We start from the raw sequence: 15,489 nt of genomic DNA, 5'->3' as shown, positions 1-15,489 counted from the left end.
TCAATTGGTCCTTAACATCGTAACGCGTGCGGTCAGGGCCAGCACGGCGTGTTCGGCGTCGGAAAACGGCATCTTCCGGCCCTTGATTTCCTGGTAGGGCTCATGGCCCTTGCCGGCCACCAGGATCACGTCCTGCTTGCCGGCCTGCTTCACGGCCAGCAGGATCGCGGCGGCGCGGTCCTCGATGGCCTGGTAACGCGAGCTCGGGTGGTCCGGGTCCATGCCCGCCACGATTTGCGCGATGATCGCGCCCGGCTCCTCGCTGCGCGGGTTGTCGCTGGTGACCAGCACGTGGTCCGCGCTTTGGGCGATCGCGCCCATCTGCGGGCGCTTGCCCGGGTCGCGGTCGCCGCCGCAGCCGAACACGCACCACAGCTGGCCGCCGCGCTCGATCGCCACCTGGCGCAGCGCCTCCAGCGTCTTTTCCAGCGCGTCGGGCGTGTGCGCGTAGTCGATCACGATCATCGGCGCATCCTGCCCGCCCACCTGCTGCATGCGGCCCGGGGCCGGCACCAGCGACTCGATCGCGTCCACCGCTGCCTTGAGCGGCTTGCCTTTGGCCAGCAGTGCGCCCATCACGGCCAGCGCATTGCTGACGTTGAAGTGGCCCACCAGCTGGGTCTTGACGTTGGCGCCGCCGAATGGCGAATCGAGATGGAATTCGGTGCCGGCGTTGCGGCTCTTCAGGTTCGATGCGCGCAGGATCGACACGCCCTCGATGGCCGGCTGGTCCGCCTCGCCACGCAGGGTGTAGCCGGTGACCGGCAGCTGCGCGAAGTGCTCGCGCAGGTGCGCCACGATGCGCTGGCCGGCCGGGTCGTCCAGGTTGACCACGGCCGCCTTCAAGCCCGGCCACTCGAACAGCTTGAGCTTGGCCGCTTCATAGCTTTCCATGTCGCCGTGGTAGTCGAGGTGGTCGCGGGTGAGATTGGTAAAAATCGCCACGTCGAAATGCATGCCCGCCGCGCGCTGCTGGTCCAAACCGATGGAGGATACCTCGATCGCCAGCACGGTGGCGCCCGCATCGCGCACCTCGGCCAGCTTGCGGGCCAACAGTACCGGGTCGGGCGTGGTGAAGCCGGTCGGGTCGAACTGCGGCTCGGCACGTCCCTTGAACATGCCCACGCCCAGCGTGCCGATCACCGATGCGGTCTCGCCCAGGCGCGCGAAGGCCTGGCCGAGCCAGACCGCGCACGAGGTCTTGCCGTTGGTGCCGGTCACGCCCACGGTGAACATGCCCGCGTCCGGATGGTCCAGGCAGGCGTGCGCGATCGGCCCTGCATTGTTCTTCAGGTCGGCCACCGCCAGGTGCGGCACGACCAGCGCGTCGTCCCAGGCAAAGCCGCGCTCCTCGAACACGATGGCGGCGGCGCCGTTTTCCACCGCCTGCGCGATGTATTGGCGGCCATCGCCGGCTTCGCCCGGCCAGGCGAAGAAGACGTCGCCGCTGGCGACGCGCCGCGAATCGGACACCAGCCGGCCCTGCGGCGCGACGGTGCGGATCCACTGGCAGATGTCGGTAAGGCTGGCGCCCATCAGTTTTCCTCCTCGAGGGGGTGTTCGGGGATGATGATGTCGGTCACGCTCGAATCGGGCGCCACGTTCTCGGCGCGCAGCGCGTTGGCGGCCAGCGCGGCGAAGGTCGGCGCGGCCACGCCGCCGCCGGTGTGGATCGCGCCCGCCGGGTCGCTGATCATCACGGCGATGACGAAGCGCGGGTTCGACAAGGGGGCGATGCCGGCGAACACGCCGTCGTAACGGGTCTGCGAGTAGCGCCCGTCCACCACCTTTTGCGCGGTGCCGGTCTTGCCGCCCACGCGATAGCCCGGCACCTGCGCCTGCACCGCGGTGCCGCCCGGCTGCACCACCGTCTCGAGCATGGTGCGCATCTGCGCCGCGGTCTTGGCCGAAATGACTTGCTGGCCGACCGGCGGCTCGGTCACCTTCTGGAACGACAGCGGAATGATGTCGCCGTTGCGCGCAAAGATCATGTACGAGCGCGCCAGCTGCAGCAGCGACACCGAGATGCCCTGGCCGAAAGCCATGTTGGCCTGCTCGATCGGGCGCCACGATTTGTAGGGACGCACGCGGCCGGCCACCGCGCCGGGGAAGCCGAAACGCGGCGCCTGGCCGAAGCCAAGCTTGGTGAACAGTTCCCACATCTCTTGCGGCGGCGTCGCCAGCGCAATCTTGGACACGCCGATATTGGACGACTTCTGGATGATCTGGCTGACGTTGATGATGCCGTGCGGGTGCGTGTCGCGCACGGTGTTTGGCCCGATCTGCATGCGGCCGTTGCCGGTGTCGAACAGCGTGTCCGGCGTGACGCGGCCCTTGTCCAGCGCCAGCGCCACGGTGAACGGCTTGAGCGTGGAGCCGGGCTCGAAGGTGTCGGTGATGACGCGGTTGCGCAGCTGCTCGCCGGTCAGGTTGCGGCGGTCGTTGGGGTTGTAGCTCGGCCAGTTGGCCAGCGCCAGCACTTCGCCGGTGTGCACGTCGAGCACCACCGCCGCGCCGGCCTTGGCGTGGAATTTGTCCACCGCGTTCTTGATGCTGGTGAAGGCGATGTACTGCAGCTTGCTATCCACCGACAGCGTGAGGTCCTTGCCGTCGTGCGGCTCGCGCGACATGCCCACGTCCTCGACGATGTGGCCGAGGCGGTCCTTGATCACGCGGCGGCTGCCGGTCATGCCCACCAGCGTCTTCTGCTGCGACAGCTCGAATGCTTCCTGGCCCACGTCCTCGACGTTGGTGAAGCCCACCAGGTGCGCCATCACCTCGCCCTGCGGGTAGAAGCGCTTGTATTCCTTGCGGGTGTCGATGCCGTCGATCTTGAGCTTCTCGATCTTTTCGACCACGTCCATCTCGACCTGGCGCTTCAGGTACACGAAGGTGCGGTCCGAATCGAGCTTCTTGCGCAACTCAGGCTCGGTCATCTCGAGCAGGCGCGCCAGCTCGCGCAGCTTTTCGGGTGGCGCGGCCAGCACGTCCTCGGGGATCGCCCACACCGCCTTGACCGGCAGCGACGAGCCCAGCACCTGGCCATTGCGGTCGAAGATCTTGCCGCGGATCGCCGGCAGTTCGAGCGTGCGCTCGTAGCGGCTGGCGCCCTGCTTCTGCAGGAATTTGGTGGACATGGCTTGCAGCCACAGTGCGCGCGCGCCCAGCGCAAGGAAGGCCGCGAACAGGATGAACAGCACCAGGCGCGAGCGCCAGTCCGGCACGCGCACCGCCAGCACCGGGCTGGTCGAGAAGGCGACGCCCTTGGATGCGGCAACCCGCGCGCTGCCGGTGTTCGCGCTGCGCCTCATTTGTCCCCTTCCGTCAGGTACTGCGTGCGCGCCGGGGTCAGCGGGGTCATGTTCAGCTCCGAGCGCGCGATCTGCTCGATGCGCTCGTTTTTGCCCAGCGCCGACTGGTCCAACTGCAGCTGCGCCCAGTCGATGTCCAGCTGGCGCGCCTGCTGCTGCAACCGTTCGAGCTCGATGAACAGGTGGCGCGCCTGGTAGCGCGCGTTCACGACCGACAGCGCGCAGCCCACCACCAGGGTCGAGAGCACGATGTTGACCTTGCCGTTCACGCTGCCCCTCCAATCCGTTCGGCCACGCGCAGCACCGCCGAGCGGGCGCGCGGGTTGGCGGCCACTTCGTCGGCGGACGGCTTGAGTTTGGCGATGAGCTTCATCTGCGGCTGCGGCAGGTCGGCGGCCTTGATCGGCAGGCGGCGGTCGGGCTGCTCCACCTTGGCCTTACTGGCCAGGAACTGCTTGACCATGCGGTCTTCCAGCGAATGGAAGCTGATCACGGCCAGCCGCGCGCCGGGGGCGAGCATCTCGAATGCCGCCGTCAAGCCTGCTTCGAGGTCCTCAAGCTCCTGATTGACGAAAATCCGGATAGCCTGAAAGGTACGGGTGGCCGGATCCTTGCCCTTTTCCCGAGTCTTGACCGCGTCTGCCACGATACCGGCAAGCTGCCGTGTGCCTGAAATTGGTTCGATTGCCCGGCGAGCAACAATCGCCTTTGCAATCTGAAAAGCAAACCGTTCTTCCCCATAATCGCGTATCACCTTTTCCAATTGTTGTTCGGGCACGGTGGCCAGCCATTCGGCCGCGGAAACGCCGCGCGTGGTATCCATCCGCATGTCGAGCGGACCATCCTGACGGAAGCTGAAGCCGCGCGCCGCATCATCCACCTGCGGCGACGAGATGCCCAGGTCGAGCAAGATGCCGTCCACCTGGCCAATGCCGCGCCCGGCAAGGGCGGCGCGCATCGTGGCAAAGCTGTCATGGACAATCGCAAAGCGCGCGTCAATGATCTGCGCAGCCGTAGCAATTGCCTCTGGGTCCTTGTCGAACGCGACCAGGCGGCCGCTGCTTCCCAGGCGCGACAGGATCAGGCGGCTGTGGCCACCCCGTCCGAACGTGCCATCTATATAAGTACCGTTGGCGCGCGCGCCGTCGATGGCGAGGGCGTCCACCGCCTCATCCAGCAGCACCGTGCGATGCTGCAATACGGGCACCGTCGTGGAAATCATCGCGGCGCCCCTTAGAAACTGAAGTTGGAAAGTGCCTCGGGCATGCCGCCCGCAACCGCCTCGGCCTCGTCCTCGGCCAGTTTGGCGGCATCCCAGATTTCGAAGTGGGTGCCCATGCCGAGCATCATCACTTCTTTTTCGAGTCCGACGGCGGCGCGCAGTTCCGGAGAAATCAGGACGCGGCCGGCGCTGTCGATCTCGACATCGCAAGCGTTACCAAGGAAAATGCGCTGCCACGCGCGGGCGGACATCGGCCAGGCGGCGATTTGTTCGCGGTGTTTTTCCCAGACGGGACGGGGGAAGAACAGCAGGCAGCCGTGCGGGTGTTTGGTGAGCGTGAGCTTGCCTTCGCACTGTTGTACGAGGGCGTCACGATGCTTGGCAGGGATTGTCATCCTGCCTTTCGCATCGAGATTGATCGCTGACGCGCCTTGGAACACGTTGTACCTGGTTTGGGAGAGTTATCAGTTTAGTTGTTTTGGTTTGCCGGGGCCTTCGATTTCCCCCACAAAACTACACTTTTTCACACCTTTTCCCACTTTAGAGGAAGCGTTTCTACTGGTCAAGCGAATTCACGCGTGCGAAACACGATTTTTTTCAATGAAGTCAAGGACTTAGCGCACTTTCGCGACCTTGATCCTCAGAAAAAACATGAACAAAATCAATAGGATAGAAAACACACTGAAAGTGCTACTTCACCTTTACACATGGGTTTTACGATGATTCTCATGTTGAAAAAAACCGTAAGTAGCCCTGGTGTGCGCAACGCGACACTGTTGGGCGGAAATTGCAGATTGATGCGCTCGGGGTTACGATAAAGCCGAGGCGATGACCCGCCACCGCCCCTCGGCTCGCTGGCGGTAGCGGGCAGCCCGGTTCGCAAGTGAGCCGCTGGCGGCAGGTGCAAGCTGCCGTGAAGGAGATTGTCGTGAGCATTACCCTGGCCCGGACCCGCGCAGTGTACGACCTGAACGAAGTCCAGGGCGCGCTCGACCGCAACCGCGGCCGCTCGCCCGAGCTCGAAGCCTTCTACGAGCGCATGCTCGACACCGGTGCCGAGCGCTTCGTCACCATTCCCGCCTCGAGCGACGCGCTCGATCCCCTGTTTGACGAATGCCCCAACTTCGACGAGGTGCTGGACGACCTGGCGCGCTACCTGCGCCTGGCGCACGCCGGCGACAAGGGCTTTAACGTGATGCCGGTCTTGCTGCTGGGCGGGCCGGGCGTGGGCAAGACGCATTTCGCCAAGCGGCTGGCGCGGGTGATGCAGACCGATTGCGAACTGATCAGCATGAACACCCTGTCGGCCGGCTTTGTCATCACCGGCAGCTCGGCCAGCTGGCGCGGCGCCAAGTGCGGCAAGGTGGCCGAGCGGCTGGTGCGCGGCCAGTTCGCCAACCCGGTGGTGGTGCTGGATGAGGTGGAAAAGGCGAGCGGCTCGTCGCAGTCCGATCCGCTGGCCGCGCTCTACCAGCTACTGGAGCCCGAGACGGCGGCCGCGTTCCGCGACGAGTTCATCGACGTGGACATCGACGCCAGCCAGATCTTCTGGGTGCTGACGGCCAACAGTACCGAGGGCATTCCCAAGCCGCTGCTGAACCGGATGGCGGTGTACGAAGTGCCGGCGCCCACGCCCGAGCAGGCGGCGTCGATCGCGCAGCGCATGTACCGCGCGCTGCTGGGGGAGCTGAATCTGCAGGGTTTCGACGACCAGCTGGCTGGCGCGGTGCTGGACAAGCTGGCGCCGGTGTCGCCGCGCGACTTGCGCAAGACGCTGATCGATGCGCTCGGCTACGCGGTTGCGGACGGGCGCACCCGGCTGGCGCTGGAGGATGTGCGGATCAAGGGGACGCCGGGGCGGTCGCGGATCGGGTTTTAGCGCATCGGCTGGATTGCCGCTGGTGGAACGCGTGGGCAGGATCTGCCCACCCTACGCGAACCGGCGGCTCCAATCAGGTCGGCACTGCTTCGGTGGCGGCGCCGTAGCGGTTGGCCTTGCCTTCCTGCGCCAGCCACACGATCAGCAGGATCCAGCCGATCAGCGGAACGAACCAGAGCAGCTGCAGCCAGCCGCTGCGGTCGGTGTCATGCAGGCGGCGCGCGCCGACGGCCAGGCTGGGCACCAGCGTCGCCAGCGAGAAAATGGACGATGCGAAATTGCCGCCGAAGAAGTTAATCAGCATGGAAGCAACCCAGCAGAACAAGAAGAACCACCAGAACTCGGGGCGCGATGCGGTCCCGTTGAAATCGGCGTATTTGGAAAAGCAGGTTTGAACGGCTTGGGTGAAGTTCATCTCGCAGTCTCTCTCCATGTTGTGGGTAAGAATGAGCTCTCTGTGGAACCTTGATGCCATCGCTGCCTTTGTTAGGCATTTGACAAGGCGAGTGTACGCGGCAATCCCTGCAAAGTCTATTGTTTAGCTGCCCTCCAGCTTCACGTCTTCCTTCTTGGCCTCTTCCATCGCTTCCGGCTCAAGTTCCTCGGCCGCCTTGTTACAGCGGATGAACACGCCCCAGGCGGCCAGCAGCACCGCGGCGGCAACCAGCACGGCGGCGGCGTTGGGCAAGGTCTCGGGCGCTTCGTGCAGCGACTTGAAGGTGCCGACCAGCCCTTCGATCGCCAGCGCCACCACCACCACGACCAGAAAACGCGACAGGTAGCGCCGCACGCGGGTGGGCGCGCTGATGTGGGCGTCGCGGATCACCTCTTCCTCGGTGATGGTCTGCGCGATCTGCAGCGACACGACGGCAATGGCCAGGAGGCCGATCGCCTCGATCGCCTGGTTGGCGCTTTCCAGCGCGTCCTGGCCCACCGCATTCCAGCCCACGCGCGCAGCCACGACGATGAACAGCACCGAGATCGCGGTGAACAGCACGGCGATCAGGGCATGCACCGTCGAGAAAAAACGAATCAGGAACTTCAAGACGCCTCCCGCCGCAAGACCATTCCCGGCGATTGTGCATGATCGGCACTGTCCGGAACGCACGGTAGGCGCCTTGGACCAAGGGCCAATTGCAATGTCATGGACTGGCGCGGAGGATCGGGGCACGAACCGCGGGAGGCACGATGAAGACGACGCTCTATCGCATTGCGGCGCTGCTGCTGGCCCTGCCGCTGGCAAGCGCGCACGCGCAGCTCGAAGGATTGATGGGCAAAGGCGGCAAGGACCTGCAGGGCCTGGCTGGAGCGCTGCCGGGCCAGTCGATGAGTTCCGGCAGCCTGGGCAATGTGGCCGGACTGCTGCAGTTCTGCGTCACCAACAACTACCTCGGTGGCGGGGACGTGAACTCGGTGCAGGACAAGCTGATGGGCAAGCTGCCGGGCGGGACCAAATCACAGGATCCCGGCTTTACCGACGGGCTGAAAGGGGTACTCCACGGCAGCAATGGCAAGCAGGTGGACCTGGGCAGCACGGGCGGGATCAAGGAGCAGGTGACGAAGCAGGTGTGCGATACGGTGCTCAAGCAAGCCAGGTCGTTCCTGTAGGGTGGGCTCTCGAGCCCACGCCGCAATCACGCGACGCGTATCACCGCGTGGGCTCGAGAGCCCACCCTACGATCATGCCGCCCAGGCCTTGGCGGCGTTTACCGCACGCCGCCAGGTCGCCATCAACTCCTCGCTACGCGCGCGCGGCATCGTCGGCTCGAAACGGCGGTCAACCTTCCACTGCTCGGCGATTTCGTCGCGCGACTGCCAAAAGCCCACCGCCAGCCCGGCCAGGTAGGCCGCGCCGAGCGCCGTGGTCTCGGTCACCGTCGGTCGCACCACCGGCACGCCCAGCAGGTCTGCCTGGAACTGCATCAGCAAGTCGTTGCGCGCCGCGCCGCCATCGGCGCGCACTTCGGCCACCGGGCAGTCCGCGTCCTTCTGCATTGCAGCCAGCAATTCGGCGCTCTGGTAGGCGATCGCCTCCACCGCCGCGCGTGCAATGTGGGCCGCCGTGGTACCGCGCGTCATGCCGACGATGGTGCCGCGCGCATACGGGTCCCAGTGCGGCGCGCCCAGGCCCACGAAAGCCGGCACCAGCAGCACGCCGCCGCTGTCGGGCACGCTCGTGGCCAGCGCCTCGACGTCGCTCGACTGCTTGATGATGCCGAGCCCGTCGCGCAGCCATTGCACGGTTGCGCCGCCCATGAAGACGCTGCCTTCGAGCAGGTAGTCGGTGCGGCCGTCGATCTTCCAGCCGACCGTGGACAGCAGCCGGTTGTGCGACTGCGCCGGGCGCTCGCCCGCGTGCATCAGCATGAAGCAGCCGGTGCCGTAGGTGTTCTTGACCATGCCCTTGCGGTGACACGCCTGGCCGAAGGTGGCCGCCTGCTGGTCGCCCGCGATGCCGGCGATGGGAATCTTGCGGCCGAACCATTCTTCGTTCGCATGACCGACCACTTCGGCGCTGGACACGACTTCGGGCAGGACAGCCGCGGGAACCTCGAACATGTCGAGCAATTCTTCATCCCAGCGCATCCCGTGGATGTTGAACAGCATCGTGCGCGAGGCGTTGCTCACGTCGGTCAGGTGGCGGCCGCACAGCCTGAAAGCGAGCCAGCTGTCCACGGTGCCGAACGCCAGTTCGCCGCGTTCGGCCCGTTCGCGTGCGCCGGGAACATGGTCCAGCAGCCATTGCAGCTTGGTCGCGGAAAAATAGGCGTCCAGTTCCAGGCCGGTCTTGCGCTGGATGAGCTCGGCCTTGCCCTGCTCGCGCAGTCGGTCGCAGGTGTCGGCGGTGCGCCGGTCCTGCCAGACGATCGCGCGCGCCACCGGCTCGCCGCTTGCGCGGTCCCACAGCACGGTCGTTTCGCGCTGGTTGGCGATGCCGATGGCGGCCACCTGGGCGCTCGCCACGCCGGACTCGCGCAGCACCTGGCGCGCGCAGGCGAGCTGGCTGTTCCAGATGTCGAGCGCGTCATGCTCGACCCAACCGGGCTGGGGAAAATGCTGGGGATACTCCTGCTGCGCTGTCGCGAACACCTGCCCCTGGCGGTCGAACAGGATGGCGCGCGAGCTGGTGGTGCCCTGGTCGAGGGCAAGGATGTATTGCTGCATCTTGGTCTCTCCAGGGCACTGCTTGGAATTCAATGTGAAGCGGGCCGATAGGCCGGATTCTGTTACGGCGGTTGCCCGCTATGACAGCCATTCCTCTAGGCGCCGAATTACTCCGGCGCTCAAGCTTCCTACCCGCACGCTCCGCGAGCAACATCAACGCGTGCCTATTTGGAATTGCTCCAGGTGGAGGTTACCGCGTTTCACCGTAACTTAATACGCTCGTCTCTGTGGCCCTATTCCTCGCCTTATACCGCCCGAGAGCGGCTTTCGGCGGACGGCCGTTAACCGTCACCCTGCTCTGTGGAGTCCGGACCTTCCTCCCGCCGGCACCTTGCGGCGCCAGCCAGCGGCTGTCTGGCCTGCTTCACGGCGCCATTGTAACCGATGGGCGAGCGTCCCGATGCCGTTCCGGCGCCCCGAGGCTGCGTTTTACGCAATTTGGTGTCGCCATTTCAAAAGCCGCAACGGATCGGCTCGCATAGAATCCCGGGATGCCATACCAACAAGGATGACCTGAACATGACGCACCCATCCCGTACCGGCGGCCAGATCCTGGTCGATGCGCTGCACGTCCACGGCGTGGACATTGCCTTCGGCGTGCCCGGCGAAAGCTATCTCGACGTGCTCGACGCGCTGCACGACTCGAACATCCGCTTCGTCATCAACCGCCAGGAAGGCGGCGCGGCCTTCATGGCCGAGGCCTACGGCAAGCTGACCGGCAAGCCCGGCATCTGCTTCGTCACGCGCGGCCCGGGCGCGACCAACGCGTCGATCGGCGTGCATACGGCTTACCAGGATTCGACGCCGATGATCCTGTTCATCGGCCAGGTCGGTAACGACTTCGTGGACCGCGAGGCGTTCCAGGAGATCGACTACCGCCGCATGTACGGCCAGATGGCCAAGTGGGTCGCGCAGATCGACCGCGCCGACCGCATCCCCGAATACATCGCGCGCGCCTTCCAGGTGGCCACCAGCGGCCGTCCCGGCCCGGTGGTGCTGGCCCTGCCCGAGGACATGCTGGTGTCCAAGGCCGAAGTGGCCGATACCCGCCGCTACCAGCCGGTGCAGGCGTCGCCGTCGCAAGCCCAGATCGATACGCTGCGCGGCATGCTGCGCGACGCGAAAAAGCCTATGCTGCTGCTGGGTGGCGGCACCTGGACGCCGCAGGCCTGCGACGACCTGCGCCGCTTCGCCGAAAACAACCACCTGCCGGTGGGCTGCACCTTCCGCTTCCAGGACCTGCTGGACAACGCGCACCCGAACTACGTCGGCGACGTGGGCATCGGCATCAACCCGAAGCTGGCCGCGCGCGTGAAGGAAGCGGACCTCATCATCGCCTTCGGCCCGCGCCTGGGCGAGATGACCACCAGCGGCTACTCGCTGCTCGCGTCGCCGGTGCCGCGCCAGCGCCTGGTGCACATCCACGCCGACGCCGAGGAACTGGGCAGCGTGTTCCAGGCCGAGCTGATGATCAACAGCGGCGCGCCGCAGGCGGCCGCGATGCTGGCGGCGATGACGCCGGTGGATGCAAGCGGATGGAAGCACACCGTGGCCGAGGCCAGGGCCGAGCTGGATGCCTACCAGGCGCAGCCGCCGGTGTTTCGCGATGGCGACGCCCCGCTCGACCTGTGGCAGGTGGTGCAGGAATTGATGAAGGCGCTGCCGCATGACGCGATCCTGACCAACGGCGCAGGCAACTACGCGTCGTGGGCGCACCGTTTCTACCGCTACGGCGGCATGCGCACCCAGCTGGCGCCGACCAACGGCGCGATGGGCTATGGCGTGCCTTCGGGCGTGGCGGCCAAGATCGTGCATCCCGAGCGCGCGGTGGTCACCTTCGCCGGCGACGGGGAATTCATGATGACCGGGCAGGAGCTGGCCACCGCGGTGCAGTACCGCGCCGGTGTCGTCATCATCGTCTTTAACAACGGCATGTTCGGCACGATCCGCATGCACCAGGAGCGCGAATATCCGGGCCGGGTGTCCGGCACGGGGCTGCACAACCCGGATTTCGCGGCGCTGGCAGCGGCCTACGGCGCGCATGGGGAAGTGGTGGAGAAGACCGCCGACTTTGCGCCTGCGCTGGAGCGCGCGCTCGCGCACGCCCACCAGAACAGCCTGCCGGCCATCATCGAATTGCGTTACGACGGCAATCTGATCACGCCGAACGCGACCCTGGAGACGATCCGCAAAAACGCGGAAGCGGCGAAGAAGGCGAACCTGACCTGAACGTGAGGGCACGCTGTGCCCTGGGTATTTCGTAGGGTGGGCAGATTTCTGCCCACGCGTTCAGCGCGCGCGAACCAAGCCCCCGGATATGGCCGTTCACGCCCCGCTTGGACGCGTGGGCAGAATCTGCCCACCCTACGCCAGCCCGGATTTATTCCAGCCCCAACTCCGGCGGCATGGGCAATGGCTTGTCGAAAATGCTGTGCGGTTCGCCCGCGGGCTTGGTCAGGAACAGCGCAACCAGTGCAATGAACAGCCACACGATCACGTTGCGCAGTGCCGCCGCCTCGCCCTCGATAGCGTTATCCCCCACGATGAGGCGCTTGAGAAACCGGGATATGTTCACGATCGCTTCCTGTTTCGGTGTTATTTGTTCCGATACATAAATCTAAACCAGTTGTTACCCATTTTCCAGCGCCACACTGTTGAGTTGTGCGCCCCTGTTGGACACTCTGCCGTTCCGCTAGTTCGGCGCGCCGCCATGCTACCGTCGGTCGAAAAAATTGACGAAGTTACACGGGTGCCGGGAGGAATGCCTGCGCTGCTCTGGTAAAATACGCGCGACCCTAATTTGGCGCGTCCGGTCCGACCGGGCAAGCGCACGCTGTACCCGCCTCCACATATCCCATGTTTAGTTTCTTTAAGCGCAAAAAACCAGCCGAGACGCCCGAAGCGCTTGAGCCAGCCGCGGCCGAACCTGCTGCCGCGCCCGCCGAAGCGCCTGCCGAGCAACCTGCCGAGCAACCATCGTTCCTGCGTCGCCTGTTCGGCGGCGGTGGCGAGCCGGCACCCACCGAAGCGCCGACGGCTGCTCCGACGCCGGTGCCGACCGCTGCTCCGACTCCGGCGCCGACCGCTGCTCCGACTCCGGCGCCGACGGCTGCTCCGACTTCGGCCCCGACTGCCGCTCCGACTTCGGCCCCGACTGCTGCTCCGACGCCTGCGCCGACCGCCGCTCCGACGCCGGTTCCGACCGCTGCGCCAACTGCGGCACCGACTCCTGCTCCCACCCTGGCGCCCACGCCAGCACCGACGGCCGCGCCGACGCCGGCGCCGACGGCTGCCCCGGCGCCAGTCGCCACCGAACCGGTGGTCGAACTGTTCCCCGAGACCGCCGAGCGCCCGACCACCGAAGGCGAGCGCAAGAAATCGTGGATGCAGCGCCTGAAGGCGGGCCTGGCCAAGACCTCCAGCAACCTGTCGCTGCTGTTCGTCGGCGCGCGCATCGACGAGGACCTGTACGAGGAACTCGAATCGGCGCTGCTGATGTCCGACGCCGGCATGGACGCGACCGAGTTCCTGCTGTCGAACCTGCGCCGCAAGGTCAAGGAAGAAAAGCTGCTCGACGCGGCCGACGTCAAGCAGGCGCTGAAGGGCCTGATGATCGACATGCTGCGCCCGCTCGAAAAACCGCTGGAGCTGGGCCGCTACGAGCCGCTGGTGATGATGATCGCCGGCGTGAACGGCGCCGGCAAGACCACCACCATCGGCAAGCTGGCCAAGCACATGCAGCGCTACGAGCAGTCGGTGCTGCTGGCCGCCGGCGACACCTTCCGCGCCGCCGCGCGCGAGCAGCTGATGGTCTGGGGCCAGCGCAACAACGTCACCGTGGTCTCGCAGGCCTCGGGCGACCCGGCCGCCGTCGCCTTCGACGCGGTCCAGTCGGGCAAGGCGCGCGGCATGGACGTGGTGATGGTCGATACCGCCGGCCGCCTGCCCACCCAGCTGCACCTGATGGAAGAGCTCAAGAAGATCAAACGCGTCATCGGCAAGGGCATGGATGGTGCCCCGCATGAGGTCGTCCTTGTCATCGACGGCAATACGGGCCAGAATGCGCTGGCGCAGGTGAAAGCCTTCGACGACGCGCTGCAGCTCACCGGCCTGGTGATCACCAAGCTCGATGGCACTGCCAAGGGCGGCGTGCTGGCCGCCATCGCGCGCACCCGCCCGGTGCCGGTGTACTTCATCGGCGTCGGTGAAAAGCTCGATGACCTGCAGCCCTTTAATGCGGAAGAATTCGTCGAGGCGCTGCTCGGATAAGGACATGATCGAATTTCAGGCCGTCTCCAAACAATACTCCACCGACGCTTACGCACTGCGTGACGTCTCCCTCAACATCGACAAGGGCGAGCTGGTCTACCTGGCCGGCCCGTCCGGCGCCGGCAAATCGACCCTGCTGAAGATGATCGCCGCGATCGAGCGCCCCACTTCCGGGCGCGTGATCGTCAACGGCCACGACGTGGGCCGGATCAAGCGCGCCGGCGTGCCCTTCCTGCGCCGGAACATCGGCATGATCCTGCAGCAGCAGCGCCTGCTGAGCGACCGCAGCATCCTGGCCAACGTGATGCTGTCGCTGCTGGTGACCGGCGCGCCGCGCGCGCAGGCCGAGCAGCGCGCCCGCGCCGCGCTGGACAAGGTGGATCTGCTCGACCGCGCCAACGCCAACCCGATGGAGCTGTCCGGCGGCGAACAGCAGCGCGTGGCAGTGGCGCGCGCGATCGTCAACCGTCCCCAGATCATCCTGGCCGACGAGCCGACCGCCAACCTGGACCGCGCCGCGGCCGACCGCGTGATCGACGCGCTGCGCGCATTTAACTCGGTAGGCGTGACCTGCATGATTTCGACCCACGACGAGCAGGTGCTCGATAGCGCCGGACGCGTGATCCGGCTTGAACATGGCCAGATGACGGGAGGCGCGCAATGAACGTCTGGCTGCGCCATCACCGCTTCGCCCTCGGCGCCGCGCTCTCCCACGTGCGCAAGGCGCCGGGCAGCTTCCTGTTCAACGTGCTGGTGGTGGCCATTGCGCTGACCCTGCCGTTCGCCGGCGTGACCCTGCTCGACAACGTGCGCCCGATGTCCGAGCAGCTGTCGGTCGATCCCGAGATCAGCGTGTTCGTCAAGCTCGACACCTCGCGCGAGCAGTCGCAGGCGCTGGCGGTCAAGATGCGCCAGGTGCTGGGCGACGCGCGCGCGAAGATCATTTTTGTGCCGCGCGAGAAGGCGCTGGACACGCTCAAGGACAAGAGCGGCCTGACCGACGTGCTGGCGGCGCTGGGTGAAAACCCGCTGCCGGACAGCTACGTGGTCAAGCTCGAAGGAGTGGAGAGCGCCGCCGCCGCGGCGCACGTGGACGACATCGCCCAGAACCTGCGCACCATGCCCGAGGTGGACACCGTGCAGGTGGACTCGGCCTGGGTCAAGCGCCTGGCCGCGCTGCTGAACGTGCTGCGCCTGGCCTTGCTGCTGCTGGCGATCACGCTGGGCACCGTGGTGATCGCGGTGGTGTTCAACACGATCCGCCTGCAGGTGCTGACCCAGCGCGAGGAGATCGCCGTGTCCAAGCTGCTGGGCGCGACCGACAACTTCATCCACCGCCCGTTCTATTACACGGGCGCCCTGCTCGGCCTGTGCGCCGGCGCGGTGGCGCTGGGGGCGGTGGCGCTGTCGCTGCGCCCGCTGAACGCCGCGATTGCCGAATTCGCGCGGCTGTATGCGTCCGAGTTCCAGCTGACCGCACTGCCGCCGCTGGGCATCGCCGCGCTGCTCGCGATCAGCGCCGGCCTGGGCCTGGTGGGCGCCATGCTGTCGGTGCAGCGCCACCTGGCGCGGCTGTCCTGAGCGCTGCGGCTCGCCGATATCCCCACACCACGTCGTCCCCGCGCAGGCGGGGACCCATAGGC

The 15,489-nt window shown here is 66.1% G+C and carries 15 protein-coding genes and 1 other RNA gene; 6 read left to right on the top strand and 10 right to left on the bottom strand.

Annotation, left to right across the window (positions count from 1 at the left end):
* Genes NX774_RS19315 through mraZ form a run of 5 tightly spaced genes read right to left on the bottom strand, consistent with a single transcriptional unit; the run spans nucleotide 1 to nucleotide 4,973 of the window.
* Entirely contained in the window at nucleotides 1-1,536 is a 1,536-nt protein-coding gene (locus NX774_RS19315) for a UDP-N-acetylmuramoyl-L-alanyl-D-glutamate--2,6-diaminopimelate ligase (protein ID WP_258823906.1), read from the bottom strand.
* A complete protein-coding gene (locus NX774_RS19310; protein WP_258823905.1) occupies nucleotides 1,536-3,311 on the bottom strand; it encodes a peptidoglycan D,D-transpeptidase FtsI family protein in 1,776 nt (591 codons plus the stop codon). Before NX774_RS19310 ends, NX774_RS19315 begins: the two co-directional genes overlap by 1 nt.
* Nucleotides 3,308-3,580, bottom strand: a complete 273-nt coding sequence (gene ftsL, locus NX774_RS19305) for a cell division protein FtsL (RefSeq protein WP_258823904.1) — start codon at nucleotides 3,578-3,580, stop codon at nucleotides 3,308-3,310. The genes NX774_RS19310 and ftsL overlap by 4 nt, the downstream gene beginning before the upstream one ends.
* Nucleotides 3,577-4,533: a 16S rRNA (cytosine(1402)-N(4))-methyltransferase RsmH gene (gene rsmH, locus NX774_RS19300; RefSeq protein WP_258823903.1), complete on the bottom strand. Its 957-nt coding sequence runs from the start codon at nucleotides 4,531-4,533 to the stop codon at nucleotides 3,577-3,579. Before rsmH ends, ftsL begins: the two co-directional genes overlap by 4 nt.
* Nucleotides 4,534-4,544: 11 nt before the next feature.
* Nucleotides 4,545-4,973 (bottom strand): division/cell wall cluster transcriptional repressor MraZ, encoded by a 429-nt coding sequence (gene mraZ, locus NX774_RS19295; protein WP_258823902.1) that lies wholly within the window; start codon nucleotides 4,971-4,973, stop codon nucleotides 4,545-4,547.
* Nucleotides 4,974-5,461: 488 nt separating this feature from the next.
* Here mraZ and NX774_RS19290 point away from each other — a divergent pair, with 488 nt between their 5' ends.
* The gene (locus tag NX774_RS19290; protein WP_258823901.1) at nucleotides 5,462-6,412 is read left to right on the top strand and encodes an AAA family ATPase; all 951 of its coding nucleotides are present in this window, start codon (nucleotides 5,462-5,464) and stop codon (nucleotides 6,410-6,412) included.
* Nucleotides 6,413-6,485: 73 nt separating this feature from the next.
* On the opposite strand, the gene NX774_RS19285 is transcribed toward NX774_RS19290, so the two are convergent.
* Together NX774_RS19285 and NX774_RS19280 are read right to left on the bottom strand one after the other, a co-directional pair.
* Nucleotides 6,486-6,827 (bottom strand): DUF805 domain-containing protein, encoded by a 342-nt coding sequence (locus NX774_RS19285; protein WP_258823900.1) that lies wholly within the window; start codon nucleotides 6,825-6,827, stop codon nucleotides 6,486-6,488.
* 123 nt (nucleotides 6,828-6,950) lie between these two features.
* On the bottom strand, nucleotides 6,951-7,457 hold the full coding sequence (locus tag NX774_RS19280; RefSeq protein ID WP_258823899.1) for a hypothetical protein: 507 nt from the start codon (nucleotides 7,455-7,457) through the stop codon (nucleotides 6,951-6,953).
* A gap of 143 nt (nucleotides 7,458-7,600) precedes the next feature.
* Between NX774_RS19280 and NX774_RS19275 the strand changes: the two genes are divergently transcribed.
* Nucleotides 7,601-8,020, top strand: a complete 420-nt coding sequence (locus tag NX774_RS19275) for a DUF2501 domain-containing protein (RefSeq protein ID WP_258823898.1) — start codon at nucleotides 7,601-7,603, stop codon at nucleotides 8,018-8,020.
* A gap of 72 nt (nucleotides 8,021-8,092) precedes the next feature.
* Here NX774_RS19275 and glpK read toward each other — a convergent pair whose 3' ends face one another.
* Nucleotides 8,093-9,577, bottom strand: a complete 1,485-nt coding sequence (gene glpK, locus NX774_RS19270; protein WP_258823897.1) for a glycerol kinase GlpK — start codon at nucleotides 9,575-9,577, stop codon at nucleotides 8,093-8,095.
* A 32-nt stretch (nucleotides 9,578-9,609) separates the two neighbouring features.
* An RNA gene (rnpB, locus tag NX774_RS19265) (RNase P RNA component class A) lies at nucleotides 9,610-9,943 on the bottom strand.
* Between the two features lie 153 nt (nucleotides 9,944-10,096).
* On the opposite strand from rnpB, the gene NX774_RS19260 reads away from it, so the two are divergent.
* Nucleotides 10,097-11,806, top strand: a complete 1,710-nt coding sequence (locus tag NX774_RS19260) for a thiamine pyrophosphate-binding protein (protein WP_258823896.1) — start codon at nucleotides 10,097-10,099, stop codon at nucleotides 11,804-11,806.
* Nucleotides 11,807-11,957: 151 nt separating this feature from the next.
* On the opposite strand, the gene NX774_RS19255 is transcribed toward NX774_RS19260, so the two are convergent.
* Entirely contained in the window at nucleotides 11,958-12,152 is a 195-nt protein-coding gene (locus NX774_RS19255) for a hypothetical protein (protein ID WP_258823895.1), read from the bottom strand.
* 281 nt (nucleotides 12,153-12,433) lie between these two features.
* On the opposite strand from NX774_RS19255, the gene ftsY reads away from it, so the two are divergent.
* From ftsY to ftsX, 3 genes are read left to right on the top strand one after another with little or no spacing between them, the layout of a single operon-like run.
* Entirely contained in the window at nucleotides 12,434-13,846 is a 1,413-nt protein-coding gene (gene ftsY, locus NX774_RS19250) for a signal recognition particle-docking protein FtsY (protein WP_370660453.1), read from the top strand.
* Nucleotides 13,847-13,850: 4 nt separating this feature from the next.
* Nucleotides 13,851-14,510: a cell division ATP-binding protein FtsE gene (locus tag NX774_RS19245; protein ID WP_258823894.1), complete on the top strand. Its 660-nt coding sequence runs from the start codon at nucleotides 13,851-13,853 to the stop codon at nucleotides 14,508-14,510.
* Nucleotides 14,507-15,427: a permease-like cell division protein FtsX gene (ftsX, locus tag NX774_RS19240; protein ID WP_258823893.1), complete on the top strand. Its 921-nt coding sequence runs from the start codon at nucleotides 14,507-14,509 to the stop codon at nucleotides 15,425-15,427. The genes NX774_RS19245 and ftsX overlap by 4 nt, the downstream gene beginning before the upstream one ends.
* Nucleotides 15,428-15,489: the final 62 nt, after the last annotated feature.

This window comes from Massilia agilis (assembly GCF_024756255.1).
Lineage (GTDB): Bacteria > Pseudomonadota > Gammaproteobacteria > Burkholderiales > Burkholderiaceae_D > Telluria > Telluria agilis.
This window is presented reverse-complemented; position numbering and strand designations above follow the sequence as displayed.

Excerpts from the sequence above, each read along its gene's own strand:
- glpK (WP_258823897.1), bottom strand. The coding sequence starts at position 9,577 with ATGCAGCAATACATCCTTGCCCTCGACCAGGGCACCACCAGCTCGCGC.
- ftsX (WP_258823893.1), top strand. The coding sequence starts at position 14,507 with ATGAACGTCTGGCTGCGCCATCACCGCTTCGCCCTCGGCGCCGCGCTC.
- NX774_RS19315 (WP_258823906.1), bottom strand. The coding sequence starts at position 1,536 with ATGGGCGCCAGCCTTACCGACATCTGCCAGTGGATCCGCACCGTCGCG.
- NX774_RS19245 (WP_258823894.1), top strand. The coding sequence starts at position 13,851 with ATGATCGAATTTCAGGCCGTCTCCAAACAATACTCCACCGACGCTTAC.
- NX774_RS19260 (WP_258823896.1), top strand. The coding sequence starts at position 10,097 with ATGACGCACCCATCCCGTACCGGCGGCCAGATCCTGGTCGATGCGCTG.
- rsmH (WP_258823903.1), bottom strand. The coding sequence starts at position 4,533 with ATGATTTCCACGACGGTGCCCGTATTGCAGCATCGCACGGTGCTGCTG.
- NX774_RS19285 (WP_258823900.1), bottom strand. The coding sequence starts at position 6,827 with ATGAACTTCACCCAAGCCGTTCAAACCTGCTTTTCCAAATACGCCGAT.
- NX774_RS19275 (WP_258823898.1), top strand. The coding sequence starts at position 7,601 with ATGAAGACGACGCTCTATCGCATTGCGGCGCTGCTGCTGGCCCTGCCG.
- NX774_RS19310 (WP_258823905.1), bottom strand. The coding sequence starts at position 3,311 with ATGAGGCGCAGCGCGAACACCGGCAGCGCGCGGGTTGCCGCATCCAAG.
- ftsY (WP_370660453.1), top strand. The coding sequence starts at position 12,434 with ATGTTTAGTTTCTTTAAGCGCAAAAAACCAGCCGAGACGCCCGAAGCG.